Here is a 24,630-nt window from a genome sequence, read left to right as displayed (position 1 = left end):
ATAGAATTTTCTATAATTGAATAACATTAGCTTCTCCAAACCATTCTTTAGCTTTAGCAATTACAGCATCACTAGGAGAATTAAAATAGATTGCTAATTTTTCTTTAGACCTTGTACAACAAACATAGAATAGTTTTTGAGTCCTTTCTAGTACAGATTCAGAACCTGCAACTAAAAAAAGGTTTTTAAAATTATAATTATTCCATCCTCCATTGTCTAAAATCACTAATACATTATCAAATTCCGCTCCTTTAGTTTTATGTTGAGTTGAAAAAGGAGTAAAACCTTCTAAGTAAATAAATAATTTTTGGAACTCCTTATATTTTACATTTTTAACTCTGTTAAACAAATACTCTTTATCAATTTTAAACCTTTCTAATTTATCATCAATTAAACAAACACCATTTTCATTAGCTTCATTTATTACTTCTTCAATAGTTTTTTCTCCAACATTAATTAATGATTCGATACTTGCTTTTAAAACCCTTTTGTCTTCTATTCTTCGAATGTTAAATCTATAATCTGTAGCTCTCAAAAATTCATTATAACGTTTGTTAGAATAGAGAAAAATATTAGTTTCTATTTTAAACAAATGTCTAATTAAAGCATCTCTTTTTGAACCTTTTTTGTTTTCATCATCTTCACTTTGTTTCTTATCATCAAGTAGTTGGTCTTTATCTACATATATCTTTGAGAAAATATCCCAATTTTGATTCCTAGCGACATTATATAATTCTGGATTATCATCGATAAACCGTTGCATACTATTTGTAGGGTTTACGTCTACTAAAAAATCTGAAACTTCTCCAAAAGTCATAGCAGAGAAATCTTCATCAATTCCATTATCTTTAATGTATTTGCGAACTCGATTTTTGTATTTTAATACACCATCACTATTATAGATATTCATTAAGTTTCTAATTCCAGCTTTATCTGCAATTAGATTATGAGTTAAATTAAGTTCTTTTGTGTTTTTTGAATCACTAAAATCCCAACCAAGATGTTCTTTTACCTCTTGAATGTTCTCATTATCAGAGTATAAAAATCGAATATCTCCAGCCTTTAAGGTGCCATCTTCATTCATATTTGGAGCATTTTCATCATTTGATTCAGTTTGCACCAAGCCATCCGTTCTTAGTCTATTAGCCAAATCAATAACTAGTTTTGGATTTCTTCTATTTTGTTGTTTTTTAACTTCTCGAACTTTATTATCATTTTCGCCTTTATATTCATCTAAATTTCCAACTGTGTTATCATAAATACATTGCATTGCATCTCCAAAAAAACCAACGATATTTTTCTTATCACTTAATTCAAAATGCTCTAAAAAAATCTCTATTACTAATTTGCTAGTATCCTGATATTCATCTACAAAAATGAACTTAAATCTATCTTTTAGAATGTCATTTAGTTTTGGGTATGTTTTAAATAAGTGATTAGCCAATATCAATAATTCATCGTGAGATATTATACCGTCTTGTAAGCGTAAATACTCTTTATATTGAATTCCTTTTTCTAAATCATCAAAAAAATCATTAGGAACTAAATTAACACTTGAAATATTAATTCTGGTAATTAAATCATCATTAGCCAAAACAACAAGACTTTGTTTTAGTTCTTTTTGAAAATGCTTTATATTATCCCATAGGAAGTCGTGAATTGTAGTAACATTTAAGTTTTTATGATTTACTCTTTCTTCAATTTCTTTCACAGCTGCATTAGTATATGTCATACAAGCAACTTTTGAAGTAGGAAAATCTTCAATGCATTTTTTAATAACTTGAACTAAAGTATATGTTTTTCCACTACCAGCTCCACCACTTAATAAGAAATTATTACCATTTCCAATATGGTTCATTATCTGTTGAAATTCATCTAACACTTCGATGTCTCCCTCTCCTACTTCAGCCATAATAATCCTTCTTTAATGTATATAGGGATTTCCCAATTAGTAAATTCTTCGTTAGTATGGAATAAAATATCTAATGCAAAATGTGTTTTTTTTCTAACACATTCTTCTGCTAATTTATAAGAATCATTTTCTGCAACATCAAAATACGCTCTATTCTTCAATCCTTTAAATTCTTCTTTTTTTCCATTAATGAATTCTCTATTGATTTGAATAAATGCATCCTCAAAACTTCTAGCATTTACTCCATTTTCCATTGTTTGATAAACAACGCAAAGGTTGCCATTTGGGTCGACTTGCCATTCTTCTCCATTTTTTGAAACCTTTTTATCATCAATTGTAAATGCTTTCAGTTCGTTTAAAGTAGCATTATTAAAAAATAATTTTAGAGCATCATTAGAATAATTAGTACCTAAAGCAACTCGACACTTTTTGGTATCGTCACCTACTGAATCCAAATCAGTTATTATTAAGGATTTTATTCCTATAAACTCAATGAATTTTTCAAAAATCTGTGAATAAGCTCCAACCTCAATAATAGATATATTTTGAGAAGATAAAGGGAGTTTCGGGTCTTTCTGTGCCAAAGCTATAAAACGTCTTTCTTCATCCTTATCTAGCTTTTTCATTAATGTAGGAATCAAAATTCTTTCTGTATCACCTTCAATTAAAATGGCTTTATCGGCGAAGAATATTTCAGCTCTGCTTATTGTTAAATACTGTTTCAAAAATTGATACTGTGGCGAATCAGTTTCATACTCTTTTTTAAGGTCAATCAGGTTTTTGGCAATTACATTATTTTCATCTACTTTTTTTAGATACTTTACATCATCAAAATTACTTTCAGAAACTATGTGTGAGGAATGAGTTGTTATTACTGTTTGCAGTTTTCTATTATCACCATCTTCTCGAACTATTCCTTTGTCAAGTAAGGACTTAATATTTTTAATAAAAACGTACTGCATTTGAGGATGCGTATGTGCTTCAGGTTCTTCAATAAATAACAAGTTTATATCAGCAGGCTTTTCATCTTTACTCTTTTTAAATTCTTGTATTAATATTTCAATTTGAAATATCATACTAATCAAGTTCATATATCCTAATCCATTATTATATTCAGGTAAAGTTGTGTCATTATGTTTGTACATAACTGTTGTGTTTCCTGATAATAATTCTCTGTGTTGTAAAGAAGATTCTATTTTAATGGTGGAATCATCACTTTTTATACCTCCAAATAATCGAACTTTTTCAACAACATCTTCGAATAGAGTTTCATAAATTTCTGATAGAGCATAATCTGTTGATATTAGTTCTTCTTTAAATTGCTCTATTTTCTCGTTTTGCTCATCCGTTTTCTCTGTTTCATTATAAATTTCTGATGTTTGACCTGAGAGTGTTTTATCATTCTCCTTATTTGTAACACTTCTTTTAGCACTAATAAATTTAAAGTTTATAATATCTTTAGTCGATATTTTTTCCACATCTAAATCAATGAAATTATCTTCATTTTCAATTTCATCAATTCTATTGTACTCTATAGATTTTCGACTAGATTTAAAGAACTCTCCTTGATATACTTTTAAAAAATAAAATATATCTCTCTGTCTATAGTTTTCGTCCTCACCAAGTTTTACTACTTCTTTAGCTTGAAATTCAGTATACTTTTGCTTGATTTTCTCTAATGAATCGTATGTTAAATGATATTCAAAACCTAAAGCAATAAACTTATTTTCAGGGTCTAAGTCCATCATAACTCTACTAAGGTTAGCTAAATTATCATCTTCATTGTATTCGATAAAAAGCTTAAGCTTTATACCGACTGACTTATAATTCTCTTGTTGTGGTATATCGTCTTCAATTAAGGTTCTTAATTCATTTTTGAAATCGATATTGAAATCATCAAACGAAAACCTGCTTTTATCGGAACCATTTAAAAAACTATTTATAACTGTTAGTAGCGAAGTCTTTCCTGTATTGTTTTTTCCAATAACTAAAGACATTATCTCTTCTAAATCAATTGAAAACTGTTTTAAAAGTCTATAATTTTCAATTTTAATCTTCTTAATTTTCATATATAAATAGTTGTGTCTTATAGTGCAAGAGCTATAAAACAGTATTAGTTTGAGATAGTGTTTAGGGAAAATTTATAACTCAAAAAGCTGTCTCTCAAAGATAGAAAAAATTAACAAGAAGTTATTTACGGAATTCCGCAATTGATTTAAAATTAGAAAGAATATTCTCATTCCATACACATTACCACTTCACTCCTATCGTCGTTTCGGGCAAAGCGTATTCCATTACATTTTTAAAGAAACTTTTGGAAAGAAAAAAATCAAGAAAATTGGGTTAAAGAAATTCGCTTTTACCAAAGCAAAGTTACATAACGCAGAACATTATAGTACATTTTGCAACAATAAGCGAAATAGCGCTTTTGGGCGATATTTGACATAATTGCAGATATAACGTCTTTAGACTTATATCGGTAGTAATTATGTCAAGCTAATTGTGGCATTAATACAACGACCGAATCAATTATATTGATGCGTTGAAGCTGCTTATAGCTTAACTATGAATAAACTTTTATTATAAAAATCTTTTATCTAACAATCGATTTAATCTTAGCTTTATACTAATACCTTATACATACTAAACCCGCGTAGCGTTGATTTGGATACTTTAAGGAGCTTGTTGCCTCGTATAGATCGCGTAAACTGGCTGATGCTGCAGAAAATTTTAAATACGCGATTCTCAGGGAACATCATTCGTTCTTAAACGGAATAATCTTAAAGATTAAGAATCTTTGGGATTATTTTAGATGAGCTCAAGATTGCTATCGCAGTTCTCGTGAAGGTTTCCGCATAAGCATAAAATTACTCTAACGAGATAATTTCTATGCACATGCTAACTGTAGAACACAGATTAGACATGCTAAGGGTTTGCATATCTTTTTATCTTGATACAAAAAGAAATCGAAGATTGAGATTCGGCGCTAGCCAGATCTCAATAGAGATTCACGAACTCCAATAAAATATTATCGCGTGAGCTAAACAAAAAATCAAGGCTGCACAAAACTTTGGAAACACGGACGAACGTTAAGAAAATGTCTGGGAGACATTTTTAGTGAGTAGCGAGCCTGTGGCGTTGGCGCTCAGTCGGTATATTTTAAACGGCATAAAATTGAAAGTCTAGTAGACTTTTGATTTTGTGAGCGAGCTGGCGTGTTGGTGATTTACAACGTTTTGTTTAATTAAAAGTACTATCATTATCCAGCCGCATCATCTCGCAGCTTTATAAAATTGATTCTGTCAATTAATTTTATAAACTCGTCTAAAATATAAACGCTCCTTTACCTATTGTTTTCTCCAAAGTTTTCTGAGGCCAATTTTAAATTTTTAGGTTCTATTTTACATAATAATTAATTATCAATAGGTATTGATACTGTAATTTGATTTAATACATCGTTATATATATCTATATCAGAAACATCCGTTTCAATAGAGATAACTAAACTATATCTAACCGAAGAATCATAGCGATTAAGTTTTTTTCTACTTTTCCACCAACCTCCAACTGGAAAAACTGCCAATTTGTTTCTTAGAGCCAAATCTGCGGCAGAACCAACCCAAATATCTTTATGAATACTTCCTTTATCTCTTACCTGACTTCCTAGTATCCAGTTTTCACTTCCTTCAGCTATATAATTATCCTGACCATCTTTAATAGCTTTGCTTACTCGAGCTTCAAATGCACTTTGACTTTCGTTCCTATCAATCATTTTAAACCTTAAACCGTGTGATTTGTATGATTGATCACTTGCATATCTTTTATTTCCTGGATTTGGTTCTATAAAATATGATAAAGTGACTTTTAATTTAACCTCTAACTCGGCTAAATCAGATAGAATATCTGTTGGCCACGGTAAATCAAATAAATGAAAAAAATTAGTCTTAACTCGATTATCTTCATATTTAAAAGGCCTCAATAACCTTTCTGCTATTATATTTAAAGAGTTTTCAGCGCTATATTTTGCTTTATTAAGATTAGGAATCCCATATCCAACTCTTTCTAATAGTCTAGATTTTTCTTCTGCAGAAAAACTAGTTATATTTCTATTATTGAGCATAATATCATTCCAATCTGCCGAATGAATTATTAATGCTCTAATAGTTTCAGGTTTGTAATTAGGGTATTTTTGATACAATTCAGCTGCAAATTTAGAAGCTAATGCTGTAGCTGCACTTGTATCTGACATAGTTGTTAGCCATGATCTACCTACTCCTCCTACTCCAGTAGATAGTAATTTTAATGATTCATCATCAAGTATTCCAGAATTAAATATCCCATCGTTTCCTCCTTCAAAAACAACATCAGGTTTTTTAGGCCACTTTTTATTCCAGCTGACAGAAGTTGTATTACAAGGAGACATTTGCCCCCTTTGTGCCAATAATTCTGCACCAGGATAAGTTGTTAGATCTAACCTGTCCTTATTTGTATACGCTCCTATAGTTATAGCATTGAAGGCTTGAGCTGGATCTTCTATAGATAAATCATCATTAACTAAAGGATAATTTAGTCTATCCTCAAGAGATAAGTTACCACTTGAAATTAATACTAATGTATTATTATTTCTTTCTTCTAAGGACCCAAACAATTTTTGATCAATAGCTGCAGACCAAGAAGAAGGTCTTCCTTGATATTTGTTATCAGGAGAAGTAACAGCCAAACATACAACTCTTTTATTATTAGGATTCATGATTTCTCCAATAGCAATTGCTTCTAAAGTTATCTGTCCATATAAATCTGGATCATTAGCTGTACGATCTACAATTTTAATACTTTCTAGATTGTTAGTTACATTTATTTGATCACTCGACTCTAATGGATCAATTAAATCTCCATAAATAATAAGACCTGCCATAGGTGTTCCATGTCCTTGTCTATAAGAATCAGAATTTGTCCAAGCTGGATTTATTGAGTCTAAATTTTCTTCTGGTATTATATCTTCAAGAAGTGGGTTTACTCGATTAACTCCAGAATCTAATAGACAAACAGAAATATTATTTTGTTCTATTTGATTATTAATTCTATTTCGTAAATCATCTATAAAATTACCTTCCCAATTCTTATCCAGATTTAGAAAAAAATCCGCTGTTTCTATTGGTTTTCTTATCTCAGATAAATTATCAATGTATAATAATTTTTCTGATAACTCTTCGGGAGTACCTTTAATTAAACCAACAATATTTTCTGGAAAAACAAGAATTCTATTATTAGTCAAAAGAGTATCTGAAGCTAATGAATTTAGAGTTTTTTTTACATTCTCTCTATTGGAGTCACTGAACCAAACTTCCCACCACACACTTACATTTGATGTGGGAAAATCAATTTCAGGTTCTTGCCAAAAACTCTCTAAAGTTGCAGCTCTAATACTCTCAATATTCGCTATTAAATTTTGATTTTTAGGCTTACCTGTTTTAGTTTCTTCAGTTAAATATTTTTCTACTTTATTTAAAAAATTTGAGACAGCTTTTTTATTTAAGTAGACAGCAATCTTATAAACAACTTGACTATTACCATCAGTATCTTCGTTAAACACTGCTTTGCATGATGCAAGTCTGTAGTTCCCTGCTGCATCTTCGAAACTATCAAAAGCTAACTCAAAATTTATTGCAGATTCAAATTCGATATATACAAACTTATAATCTTCATTACCATCAGTAAAATCATAAACTGCAGATTGGAAAGACCTTTTTATTCCTGTTCCATGTCCTCTCCTATCTCTACCATCTTTATGATAAAACTTCCCGCCGCCATAAGTACTATATGGCAGAGATGAATTATTTCCATTAAGAAAAATATGATCTAAGTTGGACATACTCGATTAGAAAGGTCTTTTTCTAGAATTAATAGTTTCAAATAAAAATTCTAAAGTAGATTTTTCCTTTCCATAGACAATAATATTCTTTAAAAAATCTTGACATATCTTTTCTAAATCAGAAAAGTTTAGTCCAATAGATTTTTTAGAAATCTTTTTTAAGACATTGTCGTCTATTAATTCACTTTTTAAAAGCTCCCTTTTGTAATATTCACATATTTGTTCTTCTGTTGGTAAAGGGTAAGTTATAATATCATCAAATCTTCTGAATAATGCTTCATCCAAATTTTTAGGCATGTTAGTAGCGGCAATTATTAAACTATTCGAATCATCTTTTTCGATTTGAAGTAAAAAACTATTAAGAACTCTTTTTATTTCCCCAACTTCATTACCTTGATTTCTAGTTGTACCAATACTATCAAATTCATCAAATAAATAAACAGCTCTAAACTCTTTCATTGTATCAAAAATTAAACGAAGTTTAGCTATTGATTCTCCCATGTACCTGCTTATTAAACCGTCAAGTCGTATTACGAATAGAGGAATACTTAATTCATTAGATATTACTCTAGCTGTCATTGTCTTACCACAACCAGGAGGGCCAGTTAATAATATTTTTTTTCTAGGAAATAAATTATGTTGTCTTAATTTTTCTATTTGGAGTTGTTCGTCTAAAATTCTTTGAATAGACTTTTTCAAATTAATAGACAAAACCATATCTTTTAATTTGTCATCTGGTCTAGTAAATTCTAATAAATCATTTAATTCCTTTTGAGCTGAATTTATGGGAAGGCGCTTTAAAGCACCATCATTGATTTTTGATTTTTTTGAATCTTGAATTATTTTTTTTAATTCTTCCGCAAGTGCTTGACGTCCTTTTCTAGCCTCTGCTGCAGCTATCTGCATAGCAGTTGCATAGAAACGAGAATCATCTCCTTCACTAAAAGATTTAATTAAACTTTTTATTTGTTCAACTGCTGCCATTGTATATTCAAAACTATTTGTAGTAACATATACAAAAGTATTATTAATTTATTGAGGAAACCCACAATTTTAGAAAAGAAAATCTAGAGATATTCCCATTCCACACACATTCCCCTACTCTCTCCCGATAACTATCGGGATCTTTTCGGGAAATAAGTGTTTCATTACTTTTTTTATTGGAACATTTCGTTAGAAAACTTTTAAAGAAAATGTAGAACAAGAAAACTTTGCTTTTGACCAAAGCAAAGTGACATAACGCAAGTACATTATAGTACATTTTTCAACAATTAGCGAAATAGCGCTTTTGGGCGATATTTGACATAATTACTACCGATATAAGTCTAAAGACGTTATATCTGCAATTATGTCAAGCGACTTGTGGCATTAAAACACCTACCGAATCAATTATATTGATGCGTTGAAGCTGCTTATAGCTTAACTTAGAATAAGCTTTTATTATTAAATCTTTTATCTAATAATCCATTTAATCTTAGCTTTATACTAATACCTTATACCTACTAAACCCGCGCAGCGTTGATTTGGATAATTTAAGGAGCTTGTAACCTCGTATAAATCGCGTAAACTGGCTAATGCTGCATAAAATTTTGAATACGCGATTCTCAGGGAACATCATTCGTTCTTAAAATGTACCTTACGGGAATACTTTTTAAGATTGAGAATCTTTGGGATTATTAGCGAGCTAATGCGGCTGGGCTACCTATGCGCTCGATTGTTTTATAAAATCAAATTGCTTTGGCAATTTATTTCACACACAATTATCCATCGCTTGCCAACACCAAAATAAAAGCTAATCTTTTTGCTATAATTAAAATCACATATTCGATAAAATATCTGTTATAATTAATTTAGACGATTCTCGTCATTCACTGAGTTCCATAAAAGTCTTCGCGAAGGTTTTTATGATAAAATTTTTGATAACAAACCTGTTCAATCAATAGATTGGACAAATTATGATGCTAAATTCTATAGTGCAAAACGAAGGACTAGTTGGCTGCCTATGATGTTTCCAACCATTATTATTATGTCTATAATAGGCTTTTTCGGAATCTTTAATCTTCGTAAATTATAACTAAATAAGGGCTAAATTTTAATTTAGCCCTTATTTTTATACGATTCTTTTTTAAACAAAATGTAGTGTAAAGTCTTATTGTGTTATACAATGGACTTAAGTTATCATTTACATATTATTTTTTTTCTATTTCTAATAATAATTCTTGTGCGATCTTTGCTATATTGCCATGACTATCCAAAGAAATAGCTTTGTTTAAAAATACTTTTGCTTGTGAGACATCACCTAGTTTTACATATGCATGACCCAAATTTTTATAGGTGCTTGCAGATTTTGGATATAATTGTATAATCATTGAAAATACTTGTATTGAAGCGTTGAGCTCTGGCACCCGACCACTTTGTAATAATAAGTTCCCTTTTTTATTTAGTTCTGCTTCAAAATCACAAAAAGCATAGCGGGGATCGTGTACCATTTTAGGAAGTTCTTCGGCTAATTTTTCTGTTTGTCCTGTTACATATAGATCAGTAATATAGGCTATTGGTTTCGGTTCAAAATCACTTGCGTCAAAAGTCAAGGCCGCTTCTAATACAGGATCTTCGTTATTTATATAGTCCTCAAAACTTATAGAAACAGGGATACTTGGTGCTGTCCATTTTGCATTCTCTAAAGCAGGTATATCTTGCCACCATATATATGATAGATATACCTTAATTTTGCTATTTGGTAGTATGACCGCTCTCGAATCTCCATAAAAATTTACATTTTCCGATGTCGGTTCTCCAACCAAAATAGCCTCTGTATAGCGAGTAACTTCATTTGTCAAATTTTGGCATGCAGAATAGGTATCGCGACCTATTATAAAATAGAAACTGCCTTTTTTGTTAATGCTAGGTCTTGCAAGTATTCCTTTTATAAATGGAAGGTTGTTATAATTGTTACCTCCACCATTGAGACGTACATCATATACTAGTTTTTCTATAGGATGCGTGTCTATAAACTTAAACAATCGCTTATAAAACTGTTGTAATGATTCGTTAGTAGCATCGAATACTGAGCTTTGCCTTACATATAGTGTTTTATTATTTTCTAAATACTCAAAATAATATAGTTTTTCTCCTAGATACTTTAAATACAAGGGTATAGTATCAGTTGCACGCGCTGTGAGCCAGTCTGCTGTAGGCAAGGTAACGTTAAAGGATTTAGGTTTTTCTTGCTTGGGTATGGTTTTAAATGTTTGTGTAAATATCGTTCCTTCTTTTTCTAAGGTAAGTGTAACATTTTTTGATAGTACTTTAGTAATGTGTTGTGCATGCAATACTTCTGGGGATAGTAGAAATCGTAATCCATATGCTTTAAAGTAGTTTTCGTTCTCTACGGGAACTACTGGATAAACCAATGCTATGGCTTTATTTATTGGGGTATCTTCTATTTTCAAGACTTTTGCTCCTAGAGCTTTTTGATAGTTTTTATGTACTCCTTCAATATAGATATCGTCTCCAAATTGATACAGATTAATGGGTAAAATACCACTCTTGGCCGTTGTACCATAGGGAATTTGTGTATGACCATACTTAAATAGTGAAATAATTCTCGCTAAGCCTACCCGGATCTCATGCTCTTGTAACTCTGGAATTTTATTATACAACATATCAACCTGAGTATCAAAATCGTGTTTGGTCGTTTTAACAAACAGAAATGAATAATCCTTATGTATAGTTTTTTGAATAAAACGAAGGTCTTCTTGCCATTGTGTGATACTAACGGTTTGTTGTGCAGATGCATGGATGCAAATTAATAGATGACAAATAATGAGAATATGTTTCATGATGTTGTTTTTTACCTAAAGGTGTTTCAGGATTTTAATAATACATCACAAATATGGTTTTTTGTCTCGTTCAAGGATACTACTTTATGTTGAAACGTAGGTATTACTACTTGAACTGTCATAAATACTTTAGGTATTCATCCAAGTTTTGAAAGCACTGGTTTTTTGTCTACTTACAATAAACTCTTGATCTCTTGAATTTGTAACTACTAATTTTACACGGTGATTGAAATACGGCTCTATTTTTTCAATTGCAATTTTTGATATAACCTGCCCTCTATTAATCCTGTAAAATTTGGTTGAATCCAAGGTGCTATATAATTGGTCTATAGTCTCATCTATGATATAGCGTCTATCATGAGTAATACCAAAAGTAATACTCTCCTGTGAGTACATATATAAAAGCTCTGACACTCGTATTTGTACAAAACCACTCCCCTCTTTTACTAATATTCCAGAGCGTTTTTGTGGGGTTTGAATACTAGTCAAAAGCTCTTTTAAAATATTAGGTGCTATAGGATGAGTCGGATTCGTAGATTTTGAAAATTTGCGTAACGCAGTATCTAACTCATTTTGTGTAATGGGTTTTAACAAATAATCAATACTGTTTACTTTGAACGCCTGAATGGCATATTGGTCAAAAGCTGTAGTAAAAATAATAGGTGCTGTTACTTCAGTTTTCTGAAAGATTTCAAAACTCAAACCATCTGCTAATTGTATATCCATAAATATTAAATCTGGTGCAGGATGCTTGTTGAACCAGGCAATGGATTCTTCGACGGAGTCAATAATCGTTAGTACTTCAAAATTAAAAATACTTGTTCGTAACAAATTTTTTAATTGATTGGCAGCACGCGGTTCATCTTCAATGATTACTAATTTCATAGGTATTATTTTGAGAAGTTAACAAGGGAAGCGAAACTGTAAAATATGTTCCATCAGTAGTAATTATAGGTGAAGTATTGGCAATAAGTTGGTATCTTTTTGTAATGTTTATGAGTCCAATTTTTGTGGAAGGTGTTTGAGTTGATTTCACTTGAATTTTGTTACTCACCACCAAATTATCGGCTGTAACAGTTACTTTAATACTTAGTGGTTTAGCTTTAGAAACGATGTTATGTTTTATAGCGTTCTCTAATAAAAGCTGTAAGCTCATGGGTATAATCATTGCTGACAGCTTACTTTCAGGTATATGCCAATCAACGATTAAATTCTGTCCAAATCTTTCTAACTGGATATGGATGTAAGCTTTGGCAAAAGCTAACTCTTCTCGAAGCGTAATCAAATTTGTAGTACCCGATTCTAGTATAAAACGATAAACACCAGATAAATTATCAACAAAATCTTTGGCATCTTTTTTAGAATCCTGATCGATTATATCTCGTAATGTATTGAGACTATTGAATAAAAAATGCGGTTGAGCTTGATTTCTCAATGTATCTAGTTGTGCTTGAATCATTGCTTGTTTGGTCTGCTCTTCAACTCGAATTGATTTTTTGAGCCTTACGTAATAGTACACAGCTTCATAAACGGCCATGGTCATAAAGGTAATTAAAATAATAGGCAACAGTACCTTAAAATTAATGGTATGCTTAGAACTGAAACCTAAAAAAGTAATAAATTTTGCAGATATAATACCTCCTACGTAATCCACAAATAGTATGACGCCGACGATGGACAAAAGTAGAAGCACAATACGTTTTATATCATCTTTGAAATCTGGATATTTTTTCCGTAGAAAAATAAGGATTAGTCGTATTGTAAACCAATCGCAAATCGTGAAAAATAAAGAAGCTCCCCAACCAATTGCCACAAGTGCAATAGAGGTCCTTTGTGAAGGATCATTAAATAAATAATTTGTAATTGTACTCAAGATAAGAATACCAACAACAGAGAACCAAAAATCATTAAAGCCTAAATAATGTATACGTTTCTTTTTATTAAAAAATGACATAGATTATATGCTTATTAAAGGTATTCCTTGTTTTGCCTGATAAAATATAAATCCAATCCATCCCGCATATACCAACCCAAAAGTGGTTACGACAATAAGCTGACTCCTATGTGTAATTTTCCATTTTTTGGCTATCAATAATGCGAATAACGGGATTATTTGTATGCCATGCAACCCAAAAAAGTGTGCTACTCTAAGATCTCCAGCTACTGTACTCCAATTAACTAGCGGCAATCCAGCTCCGCCATCAAGAATCCCTACACTGTGAGACATTTGACTAATCATTTGGCCACCAATCCAGCTTCCTGCCACAACGATTATCCAACCCATCAAAATTGCAACTTGTATAGACTTTGTAGTTTTTAGTTTTAAACGTATCGTTTCTACAATAAAAACTAACATAATCAATACATTTATTCCTGTTAAGATCCCCATACCTGCAAAGAGTAACGAATCTAAAGTAGTCGATACATTATAATGAGATTGTACACCTCTCGTGGCTTGGAAAACAATTATGCCCATTTCTAATAATAACGTCCAAGACACTAAATTATTAATACAATTTTTTTTACGTCTTGAAAAAGGATACAACGTACTTAAATACCCAACAGTTAGTATATAAAGAGCTATAGAAATTGAAAACTTTAGCGGTTTAATCCAGTTACTAACCCCAGCCAATGTTCTATCATCGATAAGGATACCTACTATACACATACTGGCTAAGATAAAATGAATGATAGCAATCCAGTAAAGTATAGGGCTTTGATTTTTAACAATTCTAACTAGTTGTTTTAGAGATCTCATGTTTAGGTTTTTTTATTATTTTAATAATCATAAAAAGTAGAAAGCCCATAGGTCCAAACATAAATGTAGCGAGTAAACAAGGAGCGATTAATAAAGAAGAAATTCTAAATTTTTTGTTTTGATTCAGTATCCAGATACCTATTAAAAGATCAAAAGCTAGATAATGTATCCAGCCAGCTAATACAGCGTTTTCTTCTGTAAACAATTCCATTACCGAGGAGAGGCTTCCAAAATCCATCATCCCTCCTATTTGTATCGCTTGAAAGATATAAAGCAGATATATTGTTGATAATATCAAGGGAATTATTTTGAAATCTACCAATACCCTTGTTAATTTCCATTTAGGTAAAAAGATCATCAAGATCCACATCATAATGGTAATCATACCAACAAGTGAAAATACTTCTGAAGGTGTCATATTTATATAGTTTTGAAAATTAGTATTTGATTAATAGATGTTCAAATATGTGGTACTTAATAAGATTTTAAAATCACTTTAGGTTGAATCATCGTTAACTCTTTTTGAGTTGTCGTGATTTTAATCTATTTGATTTTCTTGTTTAGATCAAAATATATATGAGAAGTGAAAGCTACTATAGAGTTTTGTATGTCTGTAAAATTTTGTTTATGGCTTGTATTAAAACTGTTATCACAGTGCAGGGGTATTGGGATTTGTACAGATTAACAACATACAGCTGTGAACCTTAGCCATATTATTACGGGTGATCGAATATGATTGTTTTTTAGAATTTATTGCTAGGGTAAGTTGCGTGTTCTGTGACCTTTTTTGTAGTCGATGGGACAGTTTATAGTATAAAATCTAACTCCTTATATAGTTAATGTTATGAAGCTTTTATAATACACAAACAACCAAGAATATGGAGAGATTTGACCGTTATTTCCACCACATCGTAGCTTGTAGTGTTGTAGCATTTACGAGCATAACTTCGCCTATTTTGGGCGTAACAATGGGCATGTTTACGGATTTCGCTTTTAGGGTAATACGTTCAACAGGATCTGTCCACGAATGCATGGCTAATTTAAAAGCTCCCCAGTGAATTGGTATCAATTTTTTTGCACCTATATCCAATCCAGCTTGCACGGTTTCTTCTGGAAACATGTGTACATCTGGCCACATCTCGTTATACTGTCCGCATTCCATCATAGCGAAATCAAAAGGCCCATATTTGTTGCCTATTTCTTTAAAATGGGGAGCATAACCACTGTCTCCGCTAAAGAATATATTTTCTGTTGCTGACTGTATAATCCAAGAACTCCATAGTGTTTTGGTTCTATCGGTAAAACCTCTTCCAGAAAAATGTTGGGCTGGGGTACATATGAAGGTTAAGTCGTCGAATTTAATTTCTTGCCACCAATCAAGTTCTATGATACGTTTTTTATCAATTCCCCATTTTTTTAAATGAACTCCAAGACCAAGAGGTACATAAAACATAGTAACCTTATCCTTTAATCCTTGAATTGAACCATAATCCAAATGGTCATAATGATCATGAGAGATAAGCACTGCATCAATTCTTGGCAGTTTTTCTACATCAATAGGTAATTCATTACTAAAACGTTTGGTGCCTAATATGCTATGTGGTGCGGGAACATCTCCAAACATAGGGTCTATCAGAATAGTTTTTTTATTTAGCTGTAATAAAAATGTAGAATGTCCGAACCAAATAAGACGGGAATCCCCTTTATAATTAACCAAATTTAAAGAATCTATTTTGTTTACAGTTAGCTGTTTGACCGGTATTGTATTGGGTTGTTTTTTAAAGTAGTTTATAAGTATCTTACTTATATCTTTAAAGCTCATATTCAGATTAATTGCATTTGTATTTACAAAATTACCAGACTTGTAATTGTCTGATTTTTTATAATGAGCAATCTCATCCTTGGATGGTGTACCTCCAAATTGAGGACTTAGGTACATAAATACTACTATTATCAAACCTACAACTCCTATTAAAGATACAATGCTTACTATCATTAGCTTAATTAATTTAACCACTTTATTTTTTATCATACGTTGATTCTATAGCATTGGTTTATTTTTCTAGAGCCTTTCTAATATAGTCGCTATCCCAATGCGTGTCATAATCAACAATACCTCGCTTAAAATCTTCGTTTAATAATTTTTCTTGTTGTTCGAGTTCTTTTCTAGCATTAAATATGTAGGCACCATCACGTTTAGCATCTTTTGCTAATCGTCTTAAGCTATCCTCATCGTATTTAATAAAGTTTTGTACCTGTCTTTGTAAGGTATATTTTCTAAAACCCATTTTACTTAATACATCCCTAGCTAGTGTCAATGAGGTATCAAGGGATTCACGATAAATATTTTGATGCCCGAGATTTAATAACTCATATGCATCGTATCTGTTTTTAGTTCGAATCATGAGCTCAACATGAGGATATTTTTCTTTTACTATGTTGCTTATCGCTTTAGAAACTTCAATTTTATTGGTTGCACAGATAACAATTTTAGCTTCAGCAATACCCGCAGATTCTAATAAATCTTCACGCATAGCATCTCCGTAGTATACTTCAAAACCCATTTTTCTCAAAAAATCGACGCGATTAGAATCATGATCCAAAATTGTCGCTTCGACTCCATGTGATCGTAAAAAGCGTCCAATTGTACTACCAAAATGACCAAAACCAACGAGTATGATCTTTTGAGCTTTGGCAATATGATCCATCGGTCTTTTAATTGATTCTTTGGTTCCTATTTTTGGTAGAATAACACGTTCATTAAAGATAGTAATAATTGGGGTAAGCGACATGGATAGAGCTGTAATAACAAGCATAATATCCATTTCTTCTTGCTCCATAATATTAAGTCCAAAGGCAAAGGATAATAAGACAAACGCAAACTCTCCTATTTGAGCCAAACTAAATGTGAGAAGTAATTTTTGATCTAATTTTAATTTAAAAATATGTCCTGTAACAAATAAAACCAATCCTTTCAAAATTATAATTGCTAATAAAATTCCTCCTATGGTTAAAGGACTTTTTGCAATAACTATAAAATTGATAGAAGCTCCTACAGCCATAAAAAACAATCCCAAAAGTAGATTTTTAAAAGGCTCCAGTGTACTTTCTAGTTCATGCTTAAATTCGCTATTTGAAAGTACTACCCCGCCCAAAAATGCACCCAGAGCTGGACTAATTCCAACAAATTCCATTAATAAAGAAATTGCAAAAACTATTAATAAAGCAGCTGCAATAAGTAACTCTCTAACACCTGTTTTGGCTACCCTACGTAACATGGGAACAATAAGATAGCGCCCAGCGATGATAATTAACAATACAGATAAAATAATAGCCAAGGTTTGTAAACCCATTGGTAGGCTTTCTAATAAATTAGCTTGTTCACTTGTATTGTTGACAGAAACGCTACGCTCATTATTTGCCAATAAAGGAATAAATCCTAACATAAAAATTACGATAATATCCTGAAATAATAAAATAGAAAAAGAAGCGGTACCAAAAGTAGTATCTAGCATTCCTTTTTCCTTAATAGTTTGCATAGCAATAGCGGTAGATGATAAGGCAATCGCCATAGAGATAACCAGTGCAACTTTCCACTCTAAGCCTACCGCAATAATTAGTAGATATGAAAATAACATGGTTCCCCCTACTTGAATCCCTCCCATTCCTACTATAGTTTTCCGCATATTCCAGAAATTTTTAGGCTCAATTTCAAGACCAATCAAAAATAGCATTACTACAACCCCAAACTCGGCAAAGTGCAGTATATCTTCTCCTTCTTCACCAATAAAGCCTAAGACATACGGTCCTATCAAAACGCCTGCTAGCAAATACCCAATCACCGAACTTAATCCTAACCGTTTAGCGATCGAAACACAAATTATCGCCCCTGCCAAAAAAACAATAGCTTCAAAAAGTATATTACCGGTCATAGATTATATAGTTTTAACTTGCTCAATATCATTAATAAATGATGCAGTTTTGATATCTTTTAAAGATAAACCATCTTGTAATAAGTTGATTAATTGCTCATACATATTTGTATACGTGTATAAAGCATCCTCTCTTAGATTATGAGTTCCCATAACAGCAAAAGGTGGATAGTAAATCATACCACAAAGTGTTGCAGTTTGTTCAAAAGGTCTTAAAAATTGTGTGATTGTAAAACTATTATATCCCTCTGAACAATAAACTTCTCTAGATCCTCCTGTCGTAATAACATTTAGGCAGGTTTTTCCTTGTAATGCCGTTCCTTCGGGACCATAGGCCCAATTAAATTCTAACACCATATCAATCCATTGCTTCATCAATGGTGGACAGCTATACCAATATAATGGATGATGCCAAATGAGAATATCATGTTGTTTCAATAATTCTTTTTCATAAGGTACATCAATATGAAAATGAGGGTATTGCTCATATAAATCATGAACAGTAACACCCTCTAAGTCTCTAATTTTGTTAATTAATGATAGATTAACTCTTGACTTTTCAAATTTAGGATGCGAAAAGAGAATTAATATTTTTTTCATGGTATGAGCAATTTCGAAATAAATTGAAAGATTTTATATAGCCATTGTTGATATAACACTCAACTTTGAGTGATCAAATTAAAAGATAGTTTTATGCCTTGAATAACCATACCTGTACCAATAATGGCAATAATTAATCCCATTATTTTACCGATGACAGAAATAACATTATGCCCTACTATTTTAACAATTAAATCACTTAATCTAAAGGTGAAATAGGTTAACAAACTCATAGAACCGAAAATAATGATTACCAAAAAAATATGAATTGCTTCGGCTTTTGATACAAAATTCATAGCAGTGACTATAGTTCCTGGACCTGCCAAGATAGGAATCGCCAAAGGTGATACTGCAATATTTTCATCAATATGTACATTCTTAATATTTTTTACATTAGATTTTTTGGACTGTAACATTTCAAAACCTATATAAAAAATAAGAATCCCTCCGGTTATTTTAAAAGCCGGAATGCTAATATTAAAAAGCTCAAATATATATTTCCCTAACAACACAAATACAGTTACAATTGCAAAAGCAATCAAATTTGATCGTTTATTTATATCTCTTTTAGTTTTTGCATCTGCACCATCTGTCAGGGACAAAAAAATTGTCATATTTGAGATAGGATTGGTTATAGCAAAAAAGGCTGTAAATACTGCTATTGAAAACGTTAGTAAGTTATCCATTTTTTATTAATGTTATTTTAATTCTGAAAGAAATTGAATAACTTCTTTATGTACAAGCAATTTAGTTTTTTTTATGAAAATCCAAGAGCAGACAGTAGTTTATCTGTTTTAATTAGCAACTCTTTTCTTTTTTCTTTATCGTAAACATCGGGATGCGCATCGTCATAGTATCCCTTATCATTATCAAAATAGCGACCTGAGGAAGAAGCATGTCTGGTATCAATTGCTAATGAATATAGGATATCGGCGCCTTTTTTGGCTGGTGACCAATGGTGCCCATAAGCTTCGGCAACCATTTTTGTATTTAATAAAGAGCCAGGGTTCACTGCGATAACAATGATACTTGTTTCTTGTTGTGCTAAATTAAAACTCCACATTGTCAATGCTAGCTTGCTTTGTGCATATGCTTCATTGACATGAGCTATAACATCTCCATTCATCACTCCTGAAATAATAGATGATTGTGCAGCAGAACTTAAATTAAGAATGCGGGGACTTTTTGCGCTCTTTAAATTAGGAAGAAGAACGTTGGTCAAGTGATAAGGAGCTAAATAATTTACCGTAAATCTATAATCAAGTCTGCTTTTGGTCAAAGTATTCTTAGTTTTAAATACTCCGGCATTATTAATTAAGACGTCTAAAGCAGGAACATCTCTTTTTATTTGATTTGCCATTTTACCAACAGCGTTTAAATCTGAAAAATCGGCTACATATCCTTTAATATTTGGATTGTTTGCGGTTTTTTTTAATGTTGTGATAGTCGCATTTAATTTGGCTTCATCTCTACCATGTACATAAATTGAATGCCCCTCTTTTGCTAACTCTAAAGCGGTTAACTTACCAATGCCGTCGGTACTTCCTGTTATTAATATGTGTTTATGCATTAAAATTGAAATTTTGTTTTTTTAAAGAGTATGTTTATAAGATAAGTCGTACAATCATTCCTATAATTTGTAAAATAGAGAAAGCCACAGTACTACGTGGCTTTCTCTATTGTTAATAGTAAAACTACCATAAACCCATTGTGTATACCAATAAAAATTAGAGATTCATTATTGGTATAAATTTTGGCTAACATTTTATACTTATACATTAGCCAACAATCTCTTTTGAAATTAGCTTATATATTTTTAGCTATTTCCAAGTTATAATATCGTCAAAAGCACGTCTTGATTTTGGAAATTCTGGAGCCGCTTTTCGGTAACCAAAAGCAGCCATAAAAGATAAACCATATTTATCAGTATCTACACCAAACTTTTCTTTTAACAACGTCTCTGCTTGTTCTTGATGAAAACCTTCAATGGGGCACGAATCAATACCAGTTAACGCTGCAGCCGTCATCATGTTACCCAAAGCTATATAAGTTTGTTTTGAAGACCAATCAAATAATTTCTTATCTGTATCCAAGTTAAAGTCCCGTTCTTGAAACTCTCGGTAAAATTTTGCATACATCTCGATCACATCTTCTGGCATTTGTTTAACATCTTTCATCATATATTTTATATATTCTGAATCGTGCTTTACCATAGGAGCTTTCATAGCTAATCCTAGGATGAAATGACTAGCAGTATCTAATTTCAATGGCGCTCCCCAAGCAACAGGCTTTAAAAGCTCGCGTAGTTCTTTATCCTGTACCACAATAAAATGCCATGGCTCAAAACCAAAAGAACTAGGTGATAAATTCGCTGTTTTTAAGATAAACTGTATCTGATCATTTGTTAACGATCTTGAAGCATCAAACTCTTTGGTTGCATGTCGATATTTAAAAGCATTTAAAATATCTTTTTTTTCAAAATTAGGTGTATTCATTAGGTAACGTTATTAATTGTATTTATTATACTATATAATTTATAGCAACAAAGCTAAGTATAGTTATATTAATCTACAATAACGGTCAAAAATGATAGTATATATTTATAAAATAAACAACTGTAAATCAAAAACTTATAACATTTTAAAATTACTATAAAAAGTATAGTTGCATATATTCTTATAGATCCTTACTTTTGTGTTTGCATGTGATAGTTTGATTTTTAAATTTTAGTTTGGTATGTATACGTTTAAAGGAAAAGAATACCCTTGTTGCGCAAGTTTGACTATGGGGGTAATTGGAGGAAAATGGAAAACAGTTATTTTATTTCATTTAATTGATGGAGCATTACGATATAATGAACTAAGAAAAGAAATGCCAACAGTTACTGAACGAACACTTAGCTTACAGTTAAAAACATTAGAAGAGGACGGAATTATTAAAAGAAAGGTATATACATCCAAGCCTCCTTTAAAAGTTGAATATTCACTCACTGATTTTGGAAAAACGCTTATTCCTGTAATCAAGTCTATTGCAGATTGGGGTGTTTATGTAGTTGAGAAAAGAGAAACTATTGTAAAGTAAATGTTTTTTAGTATAGCTTTATTGACTGTTTTCCATAGCTTCTGAAAATCTACCTTGTCTAAATATTGATAAGTCAATTTTTATATACTAAATAAAGAATGCTCCAGTTTACAAAAACTGGAGCATCTTTATTGTATAAATATATTTAGGTGTTGGTTAGTTTACTATTAGTTTTTTTACAATGTCCTGATTTCCTTTAGATTGAATTCTAACTATGTATATTCCAGGGCGTAGGGCCAAACTATTGGCAGAAAAATTAGTTATACCTGAAGATATTTTTCCTTGGTATTTCATCTTTCCAAATGTGGTATAAATACTAACAAATGCCTCTTCAGATCTTTTCAAAGTTGTTTGTATTGAAAATTGATCGTTTGTTGGTATTGGCCACAATGAAGCCAAGGCAATCTCTTCGTCTTCGTTTCCAATACTTGGAATTATTGGATCTAACTCCAAAGTCCTTTGCGATAACTGCGCTGCTCCACACGAACCTTCGTACACCTTTACATTTGAAAAAGTCGAAGTATTTCCTGTGCCTGCATCATTATCATTTATAAAAACTATTCTATCCATGTTTCCTGTGTAGAATGCTCCTACAGGTATAACATAGGTAACAGTACCAGATGTATAGTTATCATAATTAGTTACTCCATAATTTTGAGAACCATGTACTTTAAAATACCTAGTTGCTGTTAGTGTATTATCATCTTCAAAACCAATTCCGTGGATTTCTCCTTGCGATGTACTACTAAATTCGAATTCGATAACCGTGCTCGAAGTTACAGTGTAGTTTACCGGAATATACTTCCATGTATTATTAGTTAAGGATAGAGATGCTCCACCATTACCTATAGAGAAATCTCCTGCAGTATCCTGTGTATCAAATGACGAAATAGCAAAATCATTGAAATCGATAGATTCACACACTGGATTAGGATTTCCAGAACCATTCTGAATACTAATCGCATCAATTGCAATATCACTTTGCCATCCATTTGTACCTGAACCTGTCACAGCACTAAAACGCAATTGAACACTGTCGTTACCTGCATATGCAGAGAGATTTACATTTGCCGAATTCCAAGTGTCTCCCTGATCTCCATTACTAGTAAATATTGGATTCCAACTACCACTATTATCAGTCCTCGCTTCAACCGTTAAGCTATTAATTGTTGTACCATACATATGATATTGAAATGTTAGGCGTGGAGAATTGAGATTTCTAAAATTAAGACATGGCGAATTAAGAATAGCTCGTTTATTAGGAAAACCACTACCTTCTCCAGAAGCTTCTACATAAATATAAGTGTTGCCATCGGCTGCACTAGAGGGTCCTGTAGCGCTAGATGGTGTACTTCCACTATTTCTAGTAAAGTTTATATCATCTGAGGTAGCATTACTCCAAGTACCAAAATTACTTTCAAAACTTTCTCTGAAAGGAAATGAGGAAATAGTACCCGTACAGGTATCGGTTGGAGGTGGTGTTGTAGGATCAATAGCACCATCAATATCAAAACGCGAAAAGAACTCCCATATTTCATTGGATGTACTCACGTTGCCACCTACCCAACTGTGACCCTTACCTCCTACTTTGATAAATTCAACTGTAACTCCGTTGTCTCCATTATCCCAAATAGAACGCGTTGATCCACTACCTAAGTCGGTTATATCAGGAGTAAGATCAGCATTGTTATAAGCTGCCCAATACTCCATAACATCTTGAATGGATTTTCCTAGTCCTCCACCAGCAATAGGAATGGTTCTATCATTCGTTCCTGTTATCTGTAAAATTGGGGTTGGATGCTGGGGTCTACATTGACCATTATCAATCCATCGAGCCGTCATACTTCCTGCTACTGATGCAATAGCAGCAATTCTCGGACTTAATTCACAGGCCATTCTGTAACTAAAATAACCTCCATTAGAGAATCCCGTTGCATAAATTCGTTTCTCATTAATATTGTATTCACTCTGAATTTTATCAATAAGTGCATCAGAAAAACCTAGATCATCTTCATTTCCGCCGAAACTATTATTTATTGCCCATCCCGCAAGTCCACCTAAGCCTTGAGGTGTTACAAAAATAAACTGATTATCCTCTGCCAATTGCTGAAAGTTACTTTGATTGTACTGGGTATTAATATTGTTAGTAAATCCATGATAATTTAAAATCAAAGGGGCAGGTTTACTAGCGTCATAACTTTGAGGAATATACAAACGGTATTGTCTGGTTCTACCATCGTGTTGTAAGGTTGTATTAATAACTTGCTGTGCATACGATGCAACTGTAGTTATAAATGAAATTAATAAAAGGAAAAGAAATTTTTTTGTGAATGTTTTTTTAGCTTTCATTCTTGAGGTTTTAAGGTTAAATGTTTTTTCTAAAAAAAATGTACATGTATAATACACTTCTGAAGATTATAAAAAAAGTTTAAGAGTTCATAATTTATTTATGAAATTTAACTAATTAATTATATTAATATCAATTTTGTACATTTTAAAATAAACTTTCGGTAATACTTTAGGTATATTAAGTAGAAAATTAAATAACCGTAATAGTAATTTTAGTATATACTTGGTTTCAATTTGTACATATTTCATTTCATCCTTTACACATGTAAGCAAAAGATAGAAAT

At 31.7% G+C, this 24,630-nt stretch carries 17 protein-coding genes; 1 reads left to right on the top strand and 16 read right to left on the bottom strand.

Annotated features, from left to right (window positions below):
* Nucleotides 1-10 precede the first annotated feature (10 nt).
* From ACE939_RS05600 to ACE939_RS05530, 15 genes are all read right to left on the bottom strand, one after another.
* Nucleotides 11-1,912: a UvrD-helicase domain-containing protein gene (locus ACE939_RS05600; protein WP_378187863.1), complete on the bottom strand. Its 1,902-nt coding sequence runs from the start codon at nucleotides 1,910-1,912 to the stop codon at nucleotides 11-13.
* A complete protein-coding gene (locus ACE939_RS05595) occupies nucleotides 1,900-3,981 on the bottom strand; it encodes an ATP-dependent endonuclease (protein ID WP_378187862.1) in 2,082 nt (693 codons plus the stop codon). Before ACE939_RS05595 ends, ACE939_RS05600 begins: the two co-directional genes overlap by 13 nt.
* 1,343 nt (nucleotides 3,982-5,324) lie before the next feature.
* Entirely contained in the window at nucleotides 5,325-7,784 is a 2,460-nt protein-coding gene (locus ACE939_RS05590) for a S8 family peptidase (protein ID WP_378187861.1), read from the bottom strand.
* Nucleotides 7,785-7,790: 6 nt separating this feature from the next.
* Complete coding sequence (locus tag ACE939_RS05585; protein WP_378187860.1) at nucleotides 7,791-8,768, bottom strand: AAA family ATPase; 978 nt, start codon at nucleotides 8,766-8,768, stop codon at nucleotides 7,791-7,793.
* 1,205 nt (nucleotides 8,769-9,973) lie between these two features.
* Nucleotides 9,974-11,626 carry a tetratricopeptide repeat protein gene (locus ACE939_RS05580; protein WP_378187858.1) on the bottom strand — a complete coding sequence of 551 codons (1,653 nt, stop codon included), beginning with the start codon at nucleotides 11,624-11,626 and terminating at the stop codon, nucleotides 9,974-9,976.
* A gap of 129 nt (nucleotides 11,627-11,755) precedes the next feature.
* On the bottom strand, nucleotides 11,756-12,511 hold the full coding sequence (locus tag ACE939_RS05575) for a LytR/AlgR family response regulator transcription factor (RefSeq protein WP_378187856.1): 756 nt from the start codon (nucleotides 12,509-12,511) through the stop codon (nucleotides 11,756-11,758).
* Nucleotides 12,492-13,580, bottom strand: coding sequence for a sensor histidine kinase (locus ACE939_RS05570; protein ID WP_378187855.1), 1,089 nt, complete (start codon nucleotides 13,578-13,580; stop codon nucleotides 12,492-12,494). Before ACE939_RS05570 ends, ACE939_RS05575 begins: the two co-directional genes overlap by 20 nt.
* Nucleotides 13,581-13,583: 3 nt before the next feature.
* Nucleotides 13,584-14,384, bottom strand: a complete 801-nt coding sequence (locus ACE939_RS05565) for a hypothetical protein (RefSeq protein WP_378187854.1) — start codon at nucleotides 14,382-14,384, stop codon at nucleotides 13,584-13,586.
* Nucleotides 14,359-14,802: an ABA4-like family protein gene (locus ACE939_RS05560; RefSeq protein WP_378187851.1), complete on the bottom strand. Its 444-nt coding sequence runs from the start codon at nucleotides 14,800-14,802 to the stop codon at nucleotides 14,359-14,361. Before ACE939_RS05560 ends, ACE939_RS05565 begins: the two co-directional genes overlap by 26 nt.
* Nucleotides 14,803-15,279: 477 nt before the next feature.
* Nucleotides 15,280-16,380, bottom strand: a complete 1,101-nt coding sequence (locus tag ACE939_RS05555; RefSeq protein WP_378187848.1) for an MBL fold metallo-hydrolase — start codon at nucleotides 16,378-16,380, stop codon at nucleotides 15,280-15,282.
* A gap of 58 nt (nucleotides 16,381-16,438) precedes the next feature.
* Complete coding sequence (locus ACE939_RS05550) at nucleotides 16,439-18,316, bottom strand: monovalent cation:proton antiporter-2 (CPA2) family protein (RefSeq protein WP_378187846.1); 1,878 nt, start codon at nucleotides 18,314-18,316, stop codon at nucleotides 16,439-16,441.
* 3 nt (nucleotides 18,317-18,319) lie between these two features.
* The gene (locus ACE939_RS05545; protein ID WP_378187845.1) at nucleotides 18,320-18,916 is read right to left on the bottom strand and encodes an NAD(P)H-dependent oxidoreductase; all 597 of its coding nucleotides are present in this window, start codon (nucleotides 18,914-18,916) and stop codon (nucleotides 18,320-18,322) included.
* A gap of 59 nt (nucleotides 18,917-18,975) precedes the next feature.
* A complete protein-coding gene (locus tag ACE939_RS05540; RefSeq protein ID WP_378187844.1) occupies nucleotides 18,976-19,602 on the bottom strand; it encodes a MarC family protein in 627 nt (208 codons plus the stop codon).
* A 71-nt stretch (nucleotides 19,603-19,673) separates the two neighbouring features.
* The gene (locus ACE939_RS05535) at nucleotides 19,674-20,486 is read right to left on the bottom strand and encodes an SDR family NAD(P)-dependent oxidoreductase (protein ID WP_378187842.1); all 813 of its coding nucleotides are present in this window, start codon (nucleotides 20,484-20,486) and stop codon (nucleotides 19,674-19,676) included.
* A gap of 250 nt (nucleotides 20,487-20,736) precedes the next feature.
* A complete protein-coding gene (locus tag ACE939_RS05530) occupies nucleotides 20,737-21,411 on the bottom strand; it encodes an NAD(P)H-dependent oxidoreductase (protein ID WP_378187841.1) in 675 nt (224 codons plus the stop codon).
* A gap of 241 nt (nucleotides 21,412-21,652) precedes the next feature.
* On the opposite strand from ACE939_RS05530, the gene ACE939_RS05525 reads away from it, so the two are divergent.
* Nucleotides 21,653-21,997, top strand: coding sequence for a winged helix-turn-helix transcriptional regulator (locus tag ACE939_RS05525; protein WP_378187839.1), 345 nt, complete (start codon nucleotides 21,653-21,655; stop codon nucleotides 21,995-21,997).
* A 156-nt stretch (nucleotides 21,998-22,153) separates the two neighbouring features.
* Here ACE939_RS05525 and ACE939_RS05520 read toward each other — a convergent pair whose 3' ends face one another.
* On the bottom strand, nucleotides 22,154-24,346 hold the full coding sequence (locus ACE939_RS05520; protein WP_378187838.1) for a T9SS type A sorting domain-containing protein: 2,193 nt from the start codon (nucleotides 24,344-24,346) through the stop codon (nucleotides 22,154-22,156).
* Nucleotides 24,347-24,630 lie beyond the last annotated feature (284 nt).

Origin of the sequence: Aquimarina rhodophyticola, from assembly GCF_042434915.1 — a bacterium.
Lineage (GTDB): Bacteria > Bacteroidota > Bacteroidia > Flavobacteriales > Flavobacteriaceae > Aquimarina.
Note: the sequence above shows the minus strand (reverse complement) of the source record. Positions and strands in the feature narration are given on the sequence as shown.